The organism is Streptomyces mirabilis (assembly GCF_018310535.1).
GTDB lineage: Bacteria > Actinomycetota > Actinomycetes > Streptomycetales > Streptomycetaceae > Streptomyces.
Genome location: NZ_CP074102.1, coordinates 5,167,135 through 5,186,314, shown reverse-complemented (window position 1 = coordinate 5,186,314; position 19,180 = coordinate 5,167,135). Strand labels below are relative to the sequence as shown.

General features: G+C 66.6%; 12 protein-coding genes and 3 rRNA genes. 6 read left to right on the top strand and 9 right to left on the bottom strand.

Features of this window, described 5'->3' with window-relative positions; all coding sequences use genetic code 11:
* Both mtrA and mtnA read right to left on the bottom strand, forming a co-directional pair.
* Entirely contained in the window at positions 1 to 690 is a 690-nt protein-coding gene (mtrA, locus tag SMIR_RS22990; RefSeq protein WP_150136091.1) for a two-component system response regulator MtrA, read from the bottom strand.
* A gap of 8 nt (positions 691 to 698) precedes the next feature.
* Positions 699 to 1,844 (bottom strand): S-methyl-5-thioribose-1-phosphate isomerase, encoded by a 1,146-nt coding sequence (mtnA, locus tag SMIR_RS22985; protein ID WP_168492189.1) that lies wholly within the window; start codon positions 1,842 to 1,844, stop codon positions 699 to 701.
* A gap of 140 nt (positions 1,845 to 1,984) precedes the next feature.
* On the opposite strand from mtnA, the gene SMIR_RS22980 reads away from it, so the two are divergent.
* The 5 genes from SMIR_RS22980 to SMIR_RS22960 are packed head-to-tail and all read left to right on the top strand — an operon-like array spanning position 1,985 to position 7,583.
* The gene (locus SMIR_RS22980; protein WP_168492191.1) at positions 1,985 to 3,346 is read left to right on the top strand and encodes a DUF7847 domain-containing protein; all 1,362 of its coding nucleotides are present in this window, start codon (positions 1,985 to 1,987) and stop codon (positions 3,344 to 3,346) included.
* A gap of 4 nt (positions 3,347 to 3,350) precedes the next feature.
* On the top strand, positions 3,351 to 4,097 hold the full coding sequence (locus tag SMIR_RS22975; RefSeq protein ID WP_168492193.1) for a DUF4129 domain-containing protein: 747 nt from the start codon (positions 3,351 to 3,353) through the stop codon (positions 4,095 to 4,097).
* Positions 4,094 to 5,284 (top strand): DUF4350 domain-containing protein, encoded by a 1,191-nt coding sequence (locus SMIR_RS22970; protein WP_168492195.1) that lies wholly within the window; start codon positions 4,094 to 4,096, stop codon positions 5,282 to 5,284. Before SMIR_RS22975 ends, SMIR_RS22970 begins: the two co-directional genes overlap by 4 nt.
* The gene (locus SMIR_RS22965; protein ID WP_212728391.1) at positions 5,284 to 6,273 is read left to right on the top strand and encodes an AAA family ATPase; all 990 of its coding nucleotides are present in this window, start codon (positions 5,284 to 5,286) and stop codon (positions 6,271 to 6,273) included. The genes SMIR_RS22970 and SMIR_RS22965 overlap by 1 nt, the downstream gene beginning before the upstream one ends.
* Complete coding sequence (locus tag SMIR_RS22960) at positions 6,273 to 7,583, top strand: DUF58 domain-containing protein (RefSeq protein WP_168492199.1); 1,311 nt, start codon at positions 6,273 to 6,275, stop codon at positions 7,581 to 7,583. The genes SMIR_RS22965 and SMIR_RS22960 overlap by 1 nt, the downstream gene beginning before the upstream one ends.
* Before the next feature lie 107 nt (positions 7,584 to 7,690).
* Here SMIR_RS22960 and rrf read toward each other — a convergent pair.
* The 4 genes from rrf to SMIR_RS22940 form a co-directional block, all read right to left on the bottom strand.
* Positions 7,691 to 7,807 (bottom strand): 5S ribosomal RNA (rrf, locus tag SMIR_RS22955).
* A 94-nt stretch (positions 7,808 to 7,901) separates the two neighbouring features.
* Positions 7,902 to 11,024 (bottom strand): 23S ribosomal RNA (locus SMIR_RS22950).
* 315 nt (positions 11,025 to 11,339) lie between these two features.
* Positions 11,340 to 12,865, bottom strand: a 16S ribosomal RNA gene (locus SMIR_RS22945).
* The 16S, 23S and 5S rRNA genes sit together here, the layout of an rRNA operon.
* A gap of 604 nt (positions 12,866 to 13,469) precedes the next feature.
* A complete protein-coding gene (locus SMIR_RS22940) occupies positions 13,470 to 14,477 on the bottom strand; it encodes a stage II sporulation protein M (RefSeq protein WP_212727310.1) in 1,008 nt (335 codons plus the stop codon).
* 119 nt (positions 14,478 to 14,596) lie between these two features.
* Between SMIR_RS22940 and SMIR_RS22935 the strand changes: the two genes are divergently transcribed.
* On the top strand, positions 14,597 to 15,619 hold the full coding sequence (locus SMIR_RS22935; RefSeq protein WP_168492205.1) for an RDD family protein: 1,023 nt from the start codon (positions 14,597 to 14,599) through the stop codon (positions 15,617 to 15,619).
* Between the two features lie 28 nt (positions 15,620 to 15,647).
* Here the strand turns inward: SMIR_RS22935 and SMIR_RS22930 are convergent, their stop codons facing one another.
* From SMIR_RS22930 to SMIR_RS22920, 3 genes are all read right to left on the bottom strand, one after another.
* The gene (locus SMIR_RS22930; RefSeq protein ID WP_168492209.1) at positions 15,648 to 16,262 is read right to left on the bottom strand and encodes a hypothetical protein; all 615 of its coding nucleotides are present in this window, start codon (positions 16,260 to 16,262) and stop codon (positions 15,648 to 15,650) included.
* Positions 16,263 to 16,361: 99 nt separating this feature from the next.
* Entirely contained in the window at positions 16,362 to 17,819 is a 1,458-nt protein-coding gene (gene ahcY, locus SMIR_RS22925) for an adenosylhomocysteinase (RefSeq protein WP_054230216.1), read from the bottom strand.
* 322 nt (positions 17,820 to 18,141) lie between these two features.
* Complete coding sequence (locus SMIR_RS22920; protein ID WP_168492212.1) at positions 18,142 to 19,122, bottom strand: cation diffusion facilitator family transporter; 981 nt, start codon at positions 19,120 to 19,122, stop codon at positions 18,142 to 18,144.
* Positions 19,123 to 19,180 lie beyond the last annotated feature (58 nt).

Genomic DNA, 19,180 nt, shown 5'->3' with positions numbered 1-19,180 from the left:
TCAGCTCGGTCCGGCCTTGTAACCGACACCACGGACGGTCACCACGATCTCCGGCCGCTCCGGATCTTTCTCGACCTTGGAGCGCAGCCGCTGGACATGGACGTTGACAAGGCGGGTGTCCGCCGCGTGTCGGTAGCCCCACACCTGTTCGAGGAGCACCTCCCGCGTGAACACCTGCCACGGCTTGCGGGCCAGTGCCACCAGCAGATCGAACTCCAGCGGCGTCAGGGCGATCGACTGCCCTTCCCGCTTCACAGAGTGACCGGCCACATCGATCACAAGATCGCCGATGGCCAGCTGCTCGGGCGCCGGTTCCTCGGAACGCCGCAGCCGCGCCCTGATCCGTGCCACCAGCTCCTTTGGCTTGAACGGCTTCACGATGTAGTCGTCGGCGCCCGACTCGAGGCCGACCACGACATCGACGGTGTCGCTCTTCGCGGTGAGCATCACGATCGGCACCCCGGACTCCGCCCTGATCAGGCGGCACACCTCGATACCGTCCCGGCCGGGAAGCATCAGGTCCAGGAGCACCAGATCGGGCTTGGTCTCACGGAAAGCGGCCAGCGCCTTGTCGCCGTCGGCTACGAAAGACGGCTCAAAACCTTCACCACGCAACACAATGCCGAGCATCTCGGCCAGTGCGGTGTCGTCATCGACGACAAGGACTCGTCCCTTCATAAACGACATCATCCCATTAACTAAATCGTTACCTGGCGTGACCTGTCACACAGCTCAGCGAGTGCCTCAGCTGTCACGGGCGACACAGCGCCCTCTTCGGTCACGATCGCCGTCACCAACTCGGGGGGCGTCACATCGAATGCCGGGTTGTACGCCTGGGTCCCCAGGGGTGCCACCGGTATCCCGCCTCCCGCTTCCACTCCCGCCACAGGCACCTGGGGTGCTGTGACCTCGGTCACTTCATGACCGGGGCGCTGCTCGACCTCGATGGATGCTCCGTCCGGGGTGTCCGGGTCCACCGTCGTCACCGGCGCCACCACGATGAACGGCACATGGTGATACCGGGCCAGCACCGCGAGCGGGTAGCTCCCCACCTTGTTCGCCACCGAACCGTCGGCAGCGATCCGATCGGCCCCGATGAGCACCGCGTCCACCTCCCCCGCCGCGAACAGTGATCCCGCCGCGTTGTCCGTGAGCAAGGTGTACGCCATTCCGTTGCGCGCCGCCTCGTAAGCCGTCAGGCGAGCACCTTGCAGCAACGGACGCGTTTCGTCCACCCACAGCCTCCGCAGCTGCCCCGCCCGATGCGCCGCGAGGGCCACCGCGAAGGCCGTGCCCTCCCCACCGGACACCAACGCCCCGGTGTTGCAATGGGTCAGAATCCGGTGCCCGCCACCCGGCAGCAGCTCGTCGAGCAGCGCCAACCCGTGCTCGGCCATCCGTGCGCTGGCCGCGGCATCCTCACGGTGCAGCGCCCGCGCCGCTTCGAGCGCCGCCTCGGCAGCCTGCCGCTGATCACCGGTGCCGGAGAGCGCGGCACGGTACGCCGTCTGCGCCCGGCGCACACCGACAGCCAGGTTCACCGCGGTGGGCCGGGCGCCCGCCAGCGCCTGGGCGGCATCGTCCACGTCGAAGCCGCGCGCGGCGGCGAGCGCGACTCCGTACGCCCCGGCGATACCCAGCAACGGCGCCCCTCGCACGGCCAGCGTGCGGATCGCCTCCACCAGCGCGGGAGCGTCCGTGCACACCAGCTCAACTTCCTCGGCCGGCAACCGTGTCTGGTCGAGAAGGACCAGCACCGGCCCTTCGGGCGGCTCGTCCCAGCGGATCGCCGGTATCTCCAGTGGCCCGTCGCCATCGCGGAATTGCGCGTACTGATCAGCCATCCGCCCAGTCTGCCCCGTAGCAGGCGGACAATTGAAGGTGTCCACCTCATACGGGGGCCGGTCCCATGCCGGGCACACCGTGGCACGATGGCTGCCAACCTGCCGCCGCGACCGCGGACGGGCACCGTGAAGGAGCGACGATGAAAGACACTCCGGGCTGGGCCTCGCCCGGATCTGCCCCCTCCGACGGGCAGGAGCCGGACAACTCCGGCACCGCCGAGCCCCCGGAGCAGCCCGCGGACCAAGGTGGCACGAACCAGCCGGAGCCGCCCTCTAAGTGGTCCAAAGAGCAGCCCCCGCCCGGCCAGTGGTCCGCTCCCAGCCCACAGGGCCCCGGCCAGGCCCCGCCGCCACCGCCCCCCGGCTCCGGCTGGGGCGGTCAGCAGCCCCCGGGTGCGGGCGGCCACGGAGGCCAGGGCGGAGGCTACGGCGGCTGGGGAGGCCCCGGCCGTGGCTACGGTGGCCCAGGAGGTCCCGGTGGCTGGGGCGGCAACTGGGGCGGTCCGCCGCCCGCCGCCAAGCCCGGCGTGATCCCCCTGCGCCCGCTCGGCGTCGGCGAGATCCTCGACGGCGCGGTCTCCACGATGCGGACCTACTGGCGCACCGTCCTCGGCATCTCGCTCACCGTCGCCGTCGTCACACAGATCGCGGTCATCCTGCTCCAGGGCCTGGTCCTGGACGACAGCGCGAGCACGGACGTCCTCAACGACCCGAGCGCCACCGCCGGCGAGCTGAGCCGCGCCCTGGGCGACACCCTGCTGAGCTCCGGCGTCGTCGTGCTCATCGGCCTGCTCGGCACCATCGTCGCCACGGCCCTGCTCACCTCCGTGACCAGCCGCGCGGTACTCGGCAAGCCGGTGAACACCGCCGAGGCCTGGCGCGAGGCCAGACCCCGGCTGCCGAAGCTGTTCGCCCTGACCTTCCTGCTTCCGCTCATCGCTGTCGCGATCATCACCGTCGGCACTCTTCCCGGCCTGCTCGTCGCCATCGCCGGCTCGAACAGCGCGGGCGCCGCGCTCGCGGTCCTCGGCGGGCTCGGCGCGGGTGTCGTCGCCCTCTGGCTGATGATCCGCTTCTCGCTCGCCTCGCCCGCCCTGATGCTGGAGAAGCAGGGCGTCCTGAAGTCGATGAGCCGCTCCGCGAAGCTCGTCCGCGGCTCCTGGTGGCGAGTCTTCGGCATCCAGCTGCTCGCCACGATCATCGCCAACATCGTGGCGTCGATCGTCGTGATCCCCTTCGCCCTCATCGCCTCCGCCCTGAGCGGCGACGGCGTCGCCGGTTTCCTGAGCAGCGGCGGAAGCACCGGCTGGACGTTCCTCATCGTCAGCGGAATCGGTTCGGTGATCGGCTCCATGATCACCTTCCCGATCTCCGCGGGCGTCACCGTGCTCCTCTACATCGACCAGCGCATCCGCCGCGAGGCCCTCGACCTCGACCTGGCCCGCGCCGCCGGTGTCCAGGACTACGGCTCCAGCACCCCCGGCACCACTCCGGGGAGCTGATGCGGTGAGTCCGGCGGGGGGAGTTCTCACAGCGGTACTGGCACTGCCGCACACCGGCGCCACGGCCGTACTCGCGCTACCGCGCGACGACGAACCACCGGTGACGATCCCGCGCGACCCCGCGCGGGAAGCGGCCAAGCGCGAACTGTCCAAACGGATGTACCACGAGAACGATCCCAGCCCGGTGCAACGCGCTCTGAACGCCTTCTGGGACTGGGTCGACAAACTGTTCAGCGCCGCCTCCACAGCGACTCCCGGCGGCACACTCGGACTTGTCGTCATCGTGGTGGCGGTGCTGGCGGTCGTGGCCGCCCTCTGGTGGCGCCTCGGCACCCCGCACCGCACCCCCACCTCCTCCGCCGCACTCTTCGACGACCGCCCCCGCAGCGCCGCCGAACACCGCGCGGCCGCCGAAGCGCACGCCGCCCAGGGCCACTGGAACCAAGCCGTCCAGGAACGCATGCGCGCCGTCGTGCGCTCCCTCGAGGAGCGCGCCCTGCTCGACCCACGCCCCGGCCGCACCGCGGACGAGGCCGCCGCCGAAGCGGGCCGCACACTGCCCTCCCACACGGACCGACTGCGCGCCGCCGCCCGGGACTTCGACGACGTCACATACGGCGGCCGGTCCGCGAGCTCCGACACATACCACCGCCTCACCGAACTCGACCGCAACCTCGAGCGCACCAAACCCGTACTCACCAGCAGCGCCCAGAGCACGGACCACAACAGCCGCCAGGGGGCCGCCTCATGACCGAGGCCACCCTCACGTCCACCTCGGCCTCGCCCACCGCCCGCCAGGTGTGGACCCGCACCCGAGGCATCGTCCTCGCCGTCGTGATCCTGCTGGCGGCCGCCGTCGCGATCGCCGCGATCCGCTCCGGCGCCCAGCACGGCCGCCTCGACCCACGCTCCGCCGACCCCTACGGCAGCCGCGCCACCGCTGAACTCCTCCGCGACCGCGGGGTCTCCACGCGCGTGGTCACCACCCTGGACGAGGCCCGCGCCGCCGCCGGCGCCGACACCACCCTCCTCGTCGCCGCCCCGGACCTGCTGACCGACCATCAGCAGGCCGGCCTCCGCGCGGCGACCAAGAACTCCGGCGGCCGCACGATCCTGATCGCCCCCGACTCGCCCTCCCTCGGCACCCTCGCCCCCGGAGTCACCGCCGATCCCGCGATCAGCTTCGACTCGACGCTCTCCCCTGGCTGCGACCTGCCCGCCGCCCGCCGCGCGGGCAGCGCCGACACCGGCGGCATCCGCTACAGCACCGGCGACCTCGGCGCCGACGTCTGCTACCCCAGCGACGGCCTGCCCACCCTGCTGCGCGTCCCGGCGGCCACCGGGAACGGCGACACCGTCGTCATCGGCGCCCCCGACATCCTCTACAACAACCGTCTCGACAAGCAGGGCAACGCCTCGCTCGCCCTCCAACTGCTCGGTTCCCGCCCCCACTTGGTCTGGTACCTCCCCTCCCTCTCCGACACCTCGGCCACCGACGCGGGCAAAAAGACCTTCTTCGACCTGCTCCCCTCAGGCTGGCTCTGGGGCACCCTTCAGCTCTTCATCGCGGCAGGCCTGGCCGCCCTCTGGCGGGCACGCCGACTCGGCCCCCTCGTACCCGAACGCCTCCCCGTCGCGATCCGCGCCTCCGAAACCGTCGAAGGCCGCGCCCGCCTCTACCGCAAGGCCAACGCCCGCGACCGTGCGGCCGCCGCTCTGCGCTCCACCACCCGCACCCGACTCGCCCCCCTCATCGGTGTGTCCCCCGCCCAGGCGCACGCGCCCGAGGCGCTGCTCCCCGCCCTGTCCACCCGCCTCAACGGCGACGGACAGGCCCTGCACACCCTCCTCTTCGGCCCGCCGCCCAGCGACGACGCGGCCCTCGTCTCCCTCGCCGACCAACTCGACGCCCTCGAAAGAGAGGTACGCCGTTCATGATGGCCCCGACCACTGACAACGCCGGGTACGCCGGGGATCCGGGCGCCGCCCGCTCCTCCCTGGAAGCCCTGCGCGCCGAGATCGCCAAAGCCGTGGTCGGCCAGGACCCCGCCGTGACCGGCCTCGTCGTCGCCCTCCTCTGCCGCGGACACGTTCTACTAGAAGGAGTCCCCGGAGTCGCCAAAACGTTGCTCGTCCGCGCGCTCGCATCCGCGCTCGAACTCGACACCAAGCGCGTCCAGTTCACTCCCGACCTGATGCCGAGCGACATCACCGGCTCTCTCGTCTACGACGCCCGCACCGCCGAGTTCTCGTTCCAGCCCGGCCCGGTCTTCACGAACCTCCTGCTGGCCGACGAGATCAACCGCACCCCGCCCAAGACCCAGTCGTCCCTCCTCGAAGCGATGGAGGAACGTCAAGTCACGGTCGACGGCACCCCCCGCCCGCTCCCGGAGCCCTTCCTGGTCGCCGCGACCCAGAACCCGGTCGAGTACGAGGGAACGTATCCTCTGCCCGAAGCCCAACTGGACCGCTTCCTCCTGAAACTGACGATCCCTCTGCCGTCCCGTCAGGACGAGATCGACGTCCTCACCCGGCACGCCGAGGGCTTCAACCCGCGCGACCTGCGCGCCGCCGGCCTACGCCCCGTGGCGGGCCCGGCCGACCTGGAAGCCGCCCGCGCCGCCGTGGCCAAGACATCGGTCTCCCCCGAAATCACCGGCTACGTCGTCGACATCTGCCGCGCCACCCGCGAATCACCGTCCCTCACCCTCGGCGTCTCCCCGCGCGGCGCGACCGCCCTCCTCGCCACCGCCCGCGCCTGGGCCTGGCTGACCGGCCGCGACTACGTCATCCCCGACGACGTGAAGGCGCTGGCCCTGCCCACCCTCCGCCACCGCATCCAGCTCCGCCCCGAGGCCGAGATGGAAGGCGTGACGGCCGACTCGGTCATCAACGCGATCCTCGCCCACGTCCCTGTCCCCCGCTGATGGCACCCACCGGACGCGCCGCCCTGCTGGCGGCCCTCGGCACACTCCCCGTCGGCATCTGGGAGCCGAGTTGGGCGGGCATCCTCGCCGTGAACGCTCCCCTGGCCCTGGCCTGCGCCTGCGACGCCGCCCTGGCCGCACCCGTACGCCGTCTCGGCCTGGCCCGCTCCGGCGACACTTCCGTACGCCTCGGCGAAACCGCCGATGTCGCCCTGACCGTCACCAACCCCTCCGGCCGCCTCCTGCGTGCCCGCCTCCGTGACGCCTGGCCTCCCAGCAGCTGGGAGCCGGGCACCGAGATGGCCGCCTCCCGTCACCGCCTGACGGTCCCCGCCGGCGAGCGTCGACGCCTCACCACCCGCCTACGCCCCACCCGGCGCGGCGACCGCCAGGCGGACCGCGTCACCATCCGCTCGTACGGCCCCCTCGGTCTCTTCTCCCGCCAGGGCAGCCACAAGGTGCCCTGGACCGTACGAGTCCTGCCACCGTTCACCAGCCGCAAGCACCTTCCCTCCAAACTGGCCCGCCTACGCGAACTCGACGGCCGCACCAGCGTCCTGACCCGCGGCGAGGGCACGGAATTCGACAGCCTGCGCGAGTACGTCCCCGGCGACGACACCCGCTCCATCGACTGGCGTGCCACGGCCCGCCAGACCACGGTCGCCGTGCGTACCTGGCGTCCCGAGCGCGACCGCCACATCCTTCTGGTCCTCGACACGGGCCGAACCTCGGCCGGCCGTGTGGGCGATGCCCCGCGCCTCGACGCCTCCATGGACGCGGCACTCCTCCTGGCCGCCCTGGCCTCCCGGGCCGGCGACCGCGTGGACCTCCTCGCCTACGACCGCCGGGTACGCGCCCTGGTCCAGGGCCGCTCAGCCCGCGACGTCCTCCCTTCCCTGGTCAACGCGATGGCGACCCTGGAGCCGGAGCTAGTCGAAACGGACGCCCGCGGCCTCACCGCCACCGCCCTCCGTACGGCCCCTCGCCGCTCCCTGATCGTGTTGCTGACCAGCCTCGACGCGGCCCCCATCGAAGAGGGTCTGCTCCCCGTACTCTCCGGTCTCACCCACCGCCACACAGTGCTCGTGGCTTCAGTGGCCGACCCGCACATCGCGCACATGGCTACGGCTCGGGGAAGCGCCGAGGCGGTGTACGAGGCGGCAGCCGCGGCCCAGGCCCAGACGGAACGCCATCGCACGGCCGAACAACTTCAGCGCCACGGAGTAACCGTCGTCGACGCGGTTCCGGACAATCTGGCGCCTGCCCTCGCGGATGCGTATCTGGCACTCAAGGCAGCGGGACGGCTGTAACCGCCACAAAAAAGGGGGCCTCTCGAATCGAGAGGCCCCAAAAAATGATCCCGAACGCAGAAAACCCCCGTACCGATTTCCCGGTACGGGGGTTCTCCCTACAATGAGTTCGGCGGCGTCCTACTCTCCCACAGGGTCCCCCCTGCAGTACCATCGGCGCTGTGAGGCTTAGCTTCCGGGTTCGGAATGTAACCGGGCGTTTCCCTCACGCTATGACCACCGAAACACTATGAAACTGTCACTACCGCACCATGCCCAGTGGCCCTGGGAATGGGGTTGTTCGTGGTTTCAGAACCAACACAGTGGACGCGAGCAACTGAGGACAAGCCCTCGGCCTATTAGTACCGGTCACCTCCAGCGGTTACCCGCCTTCCAGATCCGGCCTATCAACCCAGTCGTCTACTGGGAGCCTTAACCCCTCAAGGGGGTGGGAATACTCATCTCGAAGCAGGCTTCCCGCTTAGATGCTTTCAGCGGTTATCCCTCCCGAACGTAGCCAACCAGCCATGCCCTTGGCAGGACAACTGGCACACCAGAGGTTCGTCCGTCCCGGTCCTCTCGTACTAGGGACAGCCCTTCTCAATATTCCTACGCGCACAGCGGATAGGGACCGAACTGTCTCACGACGTTCTAAACCCAGCTCGCGTACCGCTTTAATGGGCGAACAGCCCAACCCTTGGGACCGACTCCAGCCCCAGGATGCGACGAGCCGACATCGAGGTGCCAAACCATCCCGTCGATATGGACTCTTGGGGAAGATCAGCCTGTTATCCCCGGGGTACCTTTTATCCGTTGAGCGACGGCGCTTCCACAAGCCACCGCCGGATCACTAGTCCCGACTTTCGTCCCTGCTCGACCCGTCGGTCTCACAGTCAAGCTCCCTTGTGCACTTACACTCAACACCTGATTACCAACCAGGCTGAGGGAACCTTTGGGCGCCTCCGTTACTCTTTAGGAGGCAACCGCCCCAGTTAAACTACCCATCAGACACTGTCCCTGATCCGGATCACGGACCCAGGTTAGACATCCAGCACGACCAGAGTGGTATTTCAACGACGACTCCACAACAGCTGGCGCTGCCGCTTCAAAGTCTCCCACCTATCCTACACAAGCCGAACCGAACACCAATATCAAACTGTAGTAAAGGTCCCGGGGTCTTTCCGTCCTGCTGCGCGAAACGAGCATCTTTACTCGTAGTGCAATTTCACCGGGCCTATGGTTGAGACAGTCGAGAAGTCGTTACGCCATTCGTGCAGGTCGGAACTTACCCGACAAGGAATTTCGCTACCTTAGGATGGTTATAGTTACCACCGCCGTTTACTGGCGCTTAAGTTCTCAGCTTCGCCACCCCGAAGAGTGACTAACCGGTCCCCTTAACGTTCCAGCACCGGGCAGGCGTCAGTCCGTATACATCGCCTTACGGCTTCGCACGGACCTGTGTTTTTAGTAAACAGTCGCTTCTCGCTGGTCTCTGCGGCCACCCCCAGCTCAGAGTGCAAGACTCATCACCGGTGATGGCCCCCCTTCTCCCGAAGTTACGGGGGCATTTTGCCGAGTTCCTTAACCATAGTTCACCCGAACGCCTCGGTATTCTCTACCTGACCACCTGAGTCGGTTTAGGGTACGGGCCGCCATGAAACTCGCTAGAGGCTTTTCTCGACAGCATAGGATCATCCACTTCACCACAATCGGCTCGGCATCAGGTCTCAGACTATGTGCCAGGCGGATTTACCTACCTGACGTCCTACACCCTTACCCCGGGACAACCACCGCCCGGGATGGACTACCTTCCTGCGTCACCCCATCACTCACCTACTGCAGGTCTGGTCCGTCGGCTCCACCACTCCCCTTTGCCCGAAGGCTCCGGGGCGGCTTCACGGACTTAGCATCGCCTGGTTCAATGTTTGACGCTTCACAGCGGGTACCGGAATATCAACCGGTTATCCATCGACTACGCCTGTCGGCCTCGCCTTAGGTCCCGACTTACCCTGGGCAGATCAGCTTGACCCAGGAACCCTTAGTCAATCGGCGCACACGTTTCTCACGTGTGTATCGCTACTCATGCCTGCATTCTCACTCGTGAACCGTCCACCACTGCCTTCCGGCGCGGCTTCACCCGGCACACGACGCTCCCCTACCCATCACAGCCGCCGTTGGGCGTATTGCTGCAATGACACGACTTCGGCGGTACGCTTGAGCCCCGCTACATTGTCGGCGCGGAATCACTAGACCAGTGAGCTATTACGCACTCTTTCAAGGGTGGCTGCTTCTAAGCCAACCTCCTGGTTGTCTCTGCGACTCCACATCCTTTCCCACTTAGCGTACGCTTAGGGGCCTTAGTCGATGCTCTGGGCTGTTTCCCTCTCGACCATGGAGCTTATCCCCCACAGTCTCACTGCCGCGCTCTCACTTACCGGCATTCGGAGTTTGGCTAAGGTCAGTAACCCGGTAGGGCCCATCGCCTATCCAGTGCTCTACCTCCGGCAAGAAACACACGACGCTGCACCTAAATGCATTTCGGGGAGAACCAGCTATCACGGAGTTTGATTGGCCTTTCACCCCTAACCACAGGTCATCCCCCAGGTTTTCAACCCTGGTGGGTTCGGTCCTCCACGACCTCTTACAGCCGCTTCAACCTGCCCATGGCTAGATCACTCCGCTTCGGGTCTTGAGCGCGCTACTATGTCGCCCTATTCGGACTCGCTTTCGCTACGGCTTCCCCACACGGGTTAACCTCGCAACACACCGCAAACTCGCAGGCTCATTCTTCAAAAGGCACGCAGTCACGACGCACTGAGTAAACTCAATGCGCGACGCTCCCACGGCTTGTAGGCACACGGTTTCAGGTACTATTTCACTCCGCTCCCGCGGTACTTTTCACCATTCCCTCACGGTACTATCCGCTATCGGTCACCAGGGAATATTTAGGCTTAGCGGGTGGTCCCGCCAGATTCACACGGGATTTCTCGGGCCCCGTGCTACTTGGGTGTTTCTCAAACGAGCCGTTGACGTTTCGACTACGGGGGTCTTACCCTCTACGCCGGACCTTTCGCATGTCCTTCGCCTACATCAACGGTTTCTGACTCGTCTCACGGCCGGCAGACCGTGAAAGAGAAATCCCACAACCCCACATACGCAACCCCTGCCGGGTCTCACACGCATATGGTTTGGCCTCATCCAGTTTCGCTCGCCACTACTCCCGGAATCACGGTTGTTTTCTCTTCCTGCGGGTACTGAGATGTTTCACTTCCCCGCGTTCCCTCCACTTGCCCTATGTGTTCAGGCAAGGGTGACAGCCCATGACGACTGCCGGGTTTCCCCATTCGGAAACCCCCGGATCAAAGCCTGGTTGACGACTCCCCGGGGACTATCGTGGCCTCCCACGTCCTTCATCGGTTCCTGGTGCCAAGGCATCCACCGTGCGCCCTTAAAAACTTGGCCACAGATGCTCGCGTCCACTGTGCAGTTCTCAAACAACGACCAACCACCCATCACCCCCGGTTACCACCGGAGTTCACTGGGGCCGGCACTGAAGGCAGCCAACAATCGGCCGTACCCTCAGACACCCAACAGCGTGCCCGACACCCCCGCCACTCATGATCAGCTTTCCACGCCCCGAAGAGCAGTACTCACAGCCTGAGATGACTGAAGATGCCGAATAATCAACGTTCCACCCATGAGCAACCACCGTCGAACGTGTGCCGACGTAATGGCCCTGGACCACCAAGCAAGCTTGGCGGCCTAGATGCTCCTTAGAAAGGAGGTGATCCAGCCGCACCTTCCGGTACGGCTACCTTGTTACGACTTCGTCCCAATCGCCAGTCCCACCTTCGACAGCTCCCTCCCACAAGGGGTTGGGCCACCGGCTTCGGGTGTTACCGACTTTCGTGACGTGACGGGCGGTGTGTACAAGGCCCGGGAACGTATTCACCGCAGCAATGCTGATCTGCGATTACTAGCAACTCCGACTTCATGGGGTCGAGTTGCAGACCCCAATCCGAACTGAGACAGGCTTTTTGAGATTCGCTCCGCCTCACGGCTTCGCAGCTCATTGTACCTGCCATTGTAGCACGTGTGCAGCCCAAGACATAAGGGGCATGATGACTTGACGTCGTCCCCACCTTCCTCCGAGTTGACCCCGGCAGTCTCCTGTGAGTCCCCATCACCCCGAAGGGCATGCTGGCAACACAGAACAAGGGTTGCGCTCGTTGCGGGACTTAACCCAACATCTCACGACACGAGCTGACGACAGCCATGCACCACCTGTACACCGACCACAAGGGGGCGACCATCTCTGGCCGTTTCCGGTGTATGTCAAGCCTTGGTAAGGTTCTTCGCGTTGCGTCGAATTAAGCCACATGCTCCGCTGCTTGTGCGGGCCCCCGTCAATTCCTTTGAGTTTTAGCCTTGCGGCCGTACTCCCCAGGCGGGGAACTTAATGCGTTAGCTGCGGCACCGACGACGTGGAATGTCGCCAACACCTAGTTCCCACCGTTTACGGCGTGGACTACCAGGGTATCTAATCCTGTTCGCTCCCCACGCTTTCGCTCCTCAGCGTCAGTAATGGCCCAGAGATCCGCCTTCGCCACCGGTGTTCCTCCTGATATCTGCGCATTTCACCGCTACACCAGGAATTCCGATCTCCCCTACCACACTCTAGCTAGCCCGTATCGAATGCAGACCCGGGGTTAAGCCCCGGGCTTTCACACCCGACGTGACAAGCCGCCTACGAGCTCTTTACGCCCAATAATTCCGGACAACGCTTGCGCCCTACGTATTACCGCGGCTGCTGGCACGTAGTTAGCCGGCGCTTCTTCTGCAGGTACCGTCACTTTCGCTTCTTCCCTGCTGAAAGAGGTTTACAACCCGAAGGCCGTCATCCCTCACGCGGCGTCGCTGCATCAGGCTTTCGCCCATTGTGCAATATTCCCCACTGCTGCCTCCCGTAGGAGTCTGGGCCGTGTCTCAGTCCCAGTGTGGCCGGTCGCCCTCTCAGGCCGGCTACCCGTCGTCGCCTTGGTGAGCCACTACCTCACCAACAAGCTGATAGGCCGCGGGCTCATCCTTCACCGCCGGAGCTTTTAACCCACCCGGATGCCCGGGCAGGTGTTATCCGGTATTAGACCCCGTTTCCAGGGCTTGTCCCAGAGTGAAGGGCAGATTGCCCACGTGTTACTCACCCGTTCGCCACTAATCCACCCCGAAGGGCTTCATCGTTCGACTTGCATGTGTTAAGCACGCCGCCAGCGTTCGTCCTGAGCCAGGATCAAACTCTCCGTGAATGTTTTCCCGTAATCGGGACGACACCACGAGAGCGGAACCAAGGAGAGGAATAATCCCCTCGGTTCACAGCGTCCTCGCTGTGCGCCTACCGGACAGTGCCCGGCAGGACTTTTTCAAAGGAACCTCGTCCCAGCCGATCGGCCGGAGACGGGGTATCAACATATCTGGCGTTGATTTTTGGCACGCTGTTGAGTTCTCAAGGAACGGACGCTTCCTTTGTACTCACCCTCTCGGGCTTTCCTCCGGGCGCTTCCCTTCTGTGTTTCCAACCTTACCAGATCCGTTTTCCGTTCCGTTTCCGGTCGGAATTCATTTCCGGTGGCCGTTGGAGGGCCTTTGCCTATTCGATTGCCTTCCGGCTCTCTTTCGGCGAGTCCGACTTTATCAGAAGTTTTTGACCGGCCTTACCGGCCGCTCAGTCCTGAATGATCGGGAGGTGCTTCTCGAGAATCGCATTCACAAGAAGCTGGCAGATCGTAACTGCCACCGTCTGGACTTGTCCAGTTCTAGGCAACTGTTCGAATCTACCTCCCCACCGGCTCCGTGTCAACGGCTCCTGTGGGGCGAAGAGGAGACTAGCAGGTCAACGGGGGTGAACGCACATCAGGCGGCCGTCGGAAGAGTCGCGCTGCGCTCGGACTCGTCGACGTCACCGGTGTCGCCGGCCCATACCGCGCGACCGCCCAGGACATAGACGTACGCGAGGAAGGCCAGTTCAGCGGCGATTCCTATGCCGACACGGGCCCAGGTGGGGAGACCGGACGGGGTGACGAAGCCTTCGATGGCGCCCGAGACGAAGAGGATCAGAGCCAGGCCGATCGCCATGCCGAGAGCGGCGCGTCCCTCTTCGGCGAGTGCCGTGCGGCGCGAGCGGGGGCCCGGGTCTATCAGGGTCCATCCCAGTCTCAGACCCGTACCCGCGGCCACGAAGACGGCGGTCAGTTCCAGGAGGCCGTGCGGAAGGATCAGGCCCAGGAAGGTGTCGAGGCGGCCCGCCGACGACATCAGGCCTATGCCCACGCCGAGGTTGAGCATGTTCTGGAAGAGGATCCAGAGAACCGGTAGCCCCAGGAAGATGCCCAGGACCAGGCACATCGCGGCGGCCTGGGCGTTGTTCGTCCAGACCTGGGCCGCGAAGGACGCGGCCGGGTGGCTCGAGTAGTAGGTCTCGTACTCGCCGCCGGGGCGTGTGAGCTGGCGCAGCTGACTGGGGGCCGCGATCGAGGACTGGACCTCGGGGTGCGTGCCTATCCACCATCCCAGGACGACGCCGACCAGGGTCGACAGGAGCGCCGTGGGGACCCACCAGTGGCGTGATCGGTATACCGCCGCCGGGAAACCGTGCGTGAGGAAGCGGGTGACATCGCGCCACGAGGCGCGGCGGTTGCCTGTCACGGCGCCACGCGCGCGTGCCACCAGTTGGCTCAGTCGACCGGTGAGCTGCGGATCCGGCGCGCTGGACTGGATCAGGGAGAGGTGCGTGGCCGTACGTTGATACAAGGCGACGAGTTCGTCGGCCTCGGCTCCCGTGAGCCGGCGTTGGCGGCGCAGCAGGGCGTCGAGACGGTCCCACTCGGCGCGGTGGGCGGACGCGAAGACGTCGAGGTCCATCGGTTCTGCTGCTCCTCGTCCTCTCGTACTGCGTGTCAGCTTGTCGTACTGCGGCGCGATGTGCCCTCAGCTTGGCAGACTGACCGTTCTCAGGGCAGGTCAGGGGAAGGACGGCGAGTGTGAGTGAGCTAGTGACGGGCGAGGCGGTGGCGCTGGAGCTGCGCCCCGCGAAACTGCCGAGCCGGGCGCTGGCCGTGCTGCTCGATCTGGCCGTGTCGATGACCGCCTATCTGATCGTCACCATCGGCCTGCTGGCCGCGACGGCGGCCTTGGACGATGCGGCGCGGATCGCGGTGTCGATCGCGAGCTTCGTTCTGCTGCTGGTGGGCGGCCCGATCGCGGTGGAGACACTCAGTCACGGCCGTTCGCTGGGGAAGCTGGCCTTCGGGCTGCGGGTGGTGCGGGACGACGGGGGGCCCATCCGGTTCCGGCACGCGTTGGTGCGTGGTGCGATCGGTGTGGTCGAGATTCTGATGACGTTCGGGATCATCGCGTGCATCGCCTCGCTCGTGTCGGCTCGGGGGCGGCGGCTCGGTGACGTGTTCGCGGGGACCCTCGTCGTGCGGGAACGCATTCCCGTCGGACATACGGCCTTCGTGCCTCCGCCGCCGCCCTGGCTGGCGGGGCGGTTCTCCGGACTTGATCTGTCGGCCGTGCCGGACGGCCTGTGGCTGGCCATTCGTCAGTACCTGACGCGGATGAGGCAGCTGGACCCTCAGGTCGGCGGGGCGATGGCGGAGCGGCTCGCGTCCGATCTGGCCGCCGGTACGGGGGCTCCGGCGCCGCAGGGGGTGCCGGCGGCCGCCTATCTGGCGGCCGTGGTGCAGGAACGGCAGGCGCGGGACGCCCGGCGGGCCTTCGGCGGCGGGAGCGCTCCGGCGGTACCCGGGGCCCCGGGCGGGTTCGTCGCCGGGATGCCCGGCGCGGGCGGCGGCCCTGTCATGGGGCAGCCAGGTGCTCACTTCTATCCGCAGGCCTATCCGCAGTCGGGTACCTCCTCGCCCGCTTCGGAGCGGGACCCGTATTCCTCGGCGTCCCCGGCCTCGGAGGGCCCGGCAGCGTCGGCGCAGCATGCGCCGCCCGCGGTACCGCGGGACGAGCCGGTCGAACGCCCGTCGACCGGGTTCGCGCCGCCCGCCTGAACCCGCTCCGAACCGTGTCCCGGCGTCGTCAGGCGAAGACCGACGGCGGGGATTCGAGGTGCTCGAGCTCCACGCCGGGTGCCGCCAGGACCACGTCTCCCGCGAGGTGCACGGCGTGCTGATCCCCCGTGTCCAGGGCTGTGACCTGGTATTCGTCCACGGTCAGGGGGCCGTTGTCAGTGGCGTGTGTTTCTCTCGAGATCAAGGCCCAGGACTGGTCGACGGTGCGCGGGGCGAGCACCGGGTCGGTGAAGGCGACAAGGCGTACGCGGGTTGCGGGGGCATCGGGGGTGAGGCGCAGAAGACGGGCGGTGGCGACGAGGAAGGCGGGGGATGTGCCGGTGAAGGCGTGGGCGCGGACGTTGCCTTCGGTGGCCTCGGTGCCGGTGGGGTCGGTGCGGACCCACGTCACGCCGTCGAGGGCGGCGCCACGCACCTGCCAGCTCGCGGCGTGCAGTTCGAGACGGATGGGGCGGCCGAGTTCGTCGAGGGCGAGGTCGACGGAGCCGGCATGGTCGCCAGAGGGGGTGGTCAGTTGGGAGACATAGCGCCAGCCGGAGGGGCCCGGCGCGCAGTGGAAGTGTTCTTCGGCGAGGGGGGTGTGATCGTGCGGATCATGGAGCGAATAACGACCGCGGGGCATGGGCGTTCAGGTCCTCATCGGGGACAGGCCCCCGCCACGGGGGCAGGGGCCTGCTGACATCCGTACGCCGAGCGGTGGTACCGCTGCTCGGCGGGGTGCTCAGTAGCGGTAGTGGTCCGACTTGTACGGGCCCTCGACCTCTACGCCGATGTACGCGGCCTGCTCCGGGCGGAGCGTGGTGAGCTTGACGCCGAGGGCGTCGAGGTGGAGGCGGGCGACCTTCTCGTCGAGGTGCTTGGGCAGCACATAGACGTCGGTCGGGTACTCGTCGGGCTTGGTGAACAGCTCGATCTGGGCCAGGGTCTGGTCCGCGAACGAGTTGGACATCACGAACGAGGGGTGGCCGGTGGCGTTGCCCAGGTTCAGCAGGCGGCCCTCGGACAGGACGATGATCACCTTGCCGTCGGGGAACTTCCACGTGTGGACCTGCGGCTTGACCTCGTCCTTGACGATGCCCGGGATCTTCGCGAGGCCGGCCATGTCGATCTCGTTGTCGAAGTGGCCGATGTTGCCCACGATCGCCTGGTGCTTCATCTTGGCCATGTCCGAGGCCATGATGATGTCCTTGTTACCGGTCGTGGTGACGAAGATGTCGCCCTTGTCGACGACCTCGTCGAGGGTCGTGACCTGGTAGCCGTCCATCGCCGCCTGCAGGGCGCAGATCGGGTCGATCTCGGTGATAATCACGCGGGCGCCCTGGCCGCGCAGGGACTCCGCGCAGCCCTTGCCCACGTCGCCGTAGCCGAGGACGACTGCGGTCTTGCCACCGATGAGGACGTCGGTGGCACGGTTGATGCCGTCGATCAGGGAGTGGCGGCAGCCGTACTTGTTGTCGAACTTCGACTTGGTGACGGCGTCGTTCACGTTGATCGCCGGGAACAGGAGGGTGCCGTCGCGGTGCATCTCGTAGAGACGGTGGACACCGGTCGTGGTCTCCTCGGTCACGCCGCGGATCTCCGAGGCGAGCTGGGTCCACTTCTGCGAGCCGTCGGTGATGGTGCGGTGCAGGAGTTCGAGGACGAAGCGGTGCTCCTCGGACTCGGCGGTGTCGACGGACGGGACCTTGCCGTCCTTCTCGTACTCGACGCCCTTGTGGACGAGGAGGGTGGCGTCACCACCGTCGTCCAGGATCATGTTCGGGCCGCCGGTGGGGGTGTTCGGCCAGGTCAGGGCCTGCTCCGTGCACCACCAGTACTCCTCCAGGGTCTCGCCCTTCCAGGCGAAGACCGGGACGCCCTGCGGGTTGTCGGGCGTGCCGTTCGGACCGACCGCGATGGCGGCGGCGGCGTGGTCCTGGGTGGAGAAGATGTTGCAGGAGGCCCAGCGGACCTCGGCGCCGAGGGCGACCAGGGTCTCGATGAGGACGGCGGTCTGCACCGTCATGTGCAGGGAGCCGGTGACGCGGGCGCCCGCGAGGGGCTGCGTGGCGGCGTACTCCTTGCGGATCGACATCAGGCCGGGCATCTCGTGCTCGGCGAGGGTGATCTCCTTGCGGCCGAACTCGGCCAGGGAGAGGTCGGCGACCTTGAAGTCCTGTCGGTTGTCGACAGTCGTCATTGCGAGCTGCTCCTCGTGGTCTGGATTGGGGCGAGGTGGATACGGCTGTCTGCGCGGCGCGGACATACGCATGCCTGAGCAGGGCACGGACGTGCCCCACAGCAGGACACAGGTGTGCCTGGTGCGCGCAGCGCAGTCCGTCGGAGGCCCTCTCTCCCTCGGCCGGTCCGCGGTGGGACCGCCCGACCGCCATCAGCAGCGACGTCTGGCTCAGCCACCAAGCTACACCGGTCGCCCCGGGCCGCCCCAGTCCGGCTCCGGCCAACGGACGTTCCCGGACAAGGTGTGGGGCTCGTCTTCGGGCGGGTGGGTGCCGGGCGGGTCAGTGTTCGGACGGTGTCTGGGCGGGGCCCCCGGGGGTCGCTTCGGGGTTCGGGCCCTTCGCGGCCTCCGCCTCGCTGTAGATGTCCGGTTCCAGGTAGATCACGCGGGCGATCGGGACGGCGGCGCGGATGCGGGACTCGGCGGCGTTGATCGCGGTGGCGACCTCGGCGGCCGTGTCGTCGTGCTGGACGGCGATCTTCGCGGCGACCAGGAGCTCCTCCGGGCCGAGGTGGAGCGTGCGCATGTGGATGATGCCGGTGACCGTGTGGCCGTCGACGATCGAGGCCTCGATCTTCTTGACCTCTTCGGCGCCCGCGGCCTCGCCCAGCAGGAGCGACTTGGTCTCGGCGGCGAGGACCAGCGCGATCAGGATGAGCAGGATGCCGATGCAGAGCGTGCCGATGCCGTCCCAGACACCGTCGTCCGTGAGCAGGGCGAGGCCGACGCCGCCGAGGGCGAGGACCAGACCGATGAGCGCGCCGAAGTCCTCCAGGAGGACGACCGGCAACTCGGGGGCCTTGGCGCGGCGGATGAACTGCGACCAGGAGTGCGTGCCCCGCAGTTCGTTGGACTCCTTGATGGCCGTACGGAAGGAGAAGCCCTCGGCGATGATCGCGAACACCAGGACGCCCACCGGCCAGTACCAGTGCTCGATCTGGTGCGGGTGCTTGATCTTCTCGTAGCCCTCGTAGACGGCGAACATGCCGCCGACCGAGAAGAGGACGATCGAGACGAGGAAGGCGTAGATGTAGCGCTCGCGGCCGTAGCCGAAGGGGTGTTGGGGGGTCGCCTCGCGCTGGGCCTTCTTGCCACCGATCAGGAGCAGGGCCTGGTTGCCGGAATCTGCGAGCGAGTGGACGCCCTCGGCGAGCATCGAGGACGAACCGCTGAAGGCGAACGCCACGAACTTCGATGCCGCGATCGCGAGATTGGCGCCGAGTGCCGCCACGATCGCTTTGGTGCCGCCTGAAGCGCTCATGTGCTCCTGCTGTCCCTTCGTACGCCGTCCGGGCCCCGTTCGTACCCTCGTACGCCGG

Excerpts from the sequence above, each read along its gene's own strand:
- SMIR_RS22965 (WP_212728391.1), top strand. The coding sequence starts at position 5,284 with ATGGCCCCGACCACTGACAACGCCGGGTACGCCGGGGATCCGGGCGCC.
- SMIR_RS22920 (WP_168492212.1), bottom strand. The coding sequence starts at position 19,122 with ATGAGCGCTTCAGGCGGCACCAAAGCGATCGTGGCGGCACTCGGCGCC.
- SMIR_RS22970 (WP_168492195.1), top strand. The coding sequence starts at position 4,094 with ATGACCGAGGCCACCCTCACGTCCACCTCGGCCTCGCCCACCGCCCGC.
- SMIR_RS22930 (WP_168492209.1), bottom strand. The coding sequence starts at position 16,262 with ATGCCCCGCGGTCGTTATTCGCTCCATGATCCGCACGATCACACCCCC.
- SMIR_RS22980 (WP_168492191.1), top strand. The coding sequence starts at position 1,985 with ATGAAAGACACTCCGGGCTGGGCCTCGCCCGGATCTGCCCCCTCCGAC.
- SMIR_RS22940 (WP_212727310.1), bottom strand. The coding sequence starts at position 14,477 with ATGGACCTCGACGTCTTCGCGTCCGCCCACCGCGCCGAGTGGGACCGT.
- mtrA (WP_150136091.1), bottom strand. The coding sequence starts at position 690 with ATGATGTCGTTTATGAAGGGACGAGTCCTTGTCGTCGATGACGACACC.
- mtnA (WP_168492189.1), bottom strand. The coding sequence starts at position 1,844 with ATGGCTGATCAGTACGCGCAATTCCGCGATGGCGACGGGCCACTGGAG.
- ahcY (WP_054230216.1), bottom strand. The coding sequence starts at position 17,819 with ATGACGACTGTCGACAACCGACAGGACTTCAAGGTCGCCGACCTCTCC.
- SMIR_RS22960 (WP_168492199.1), top strand. The coding sequence starts at position 6,273 with ATGGCACCCACCGGACGCGCCGCCCTGCTGGCGGCCCTCGGCACACTC.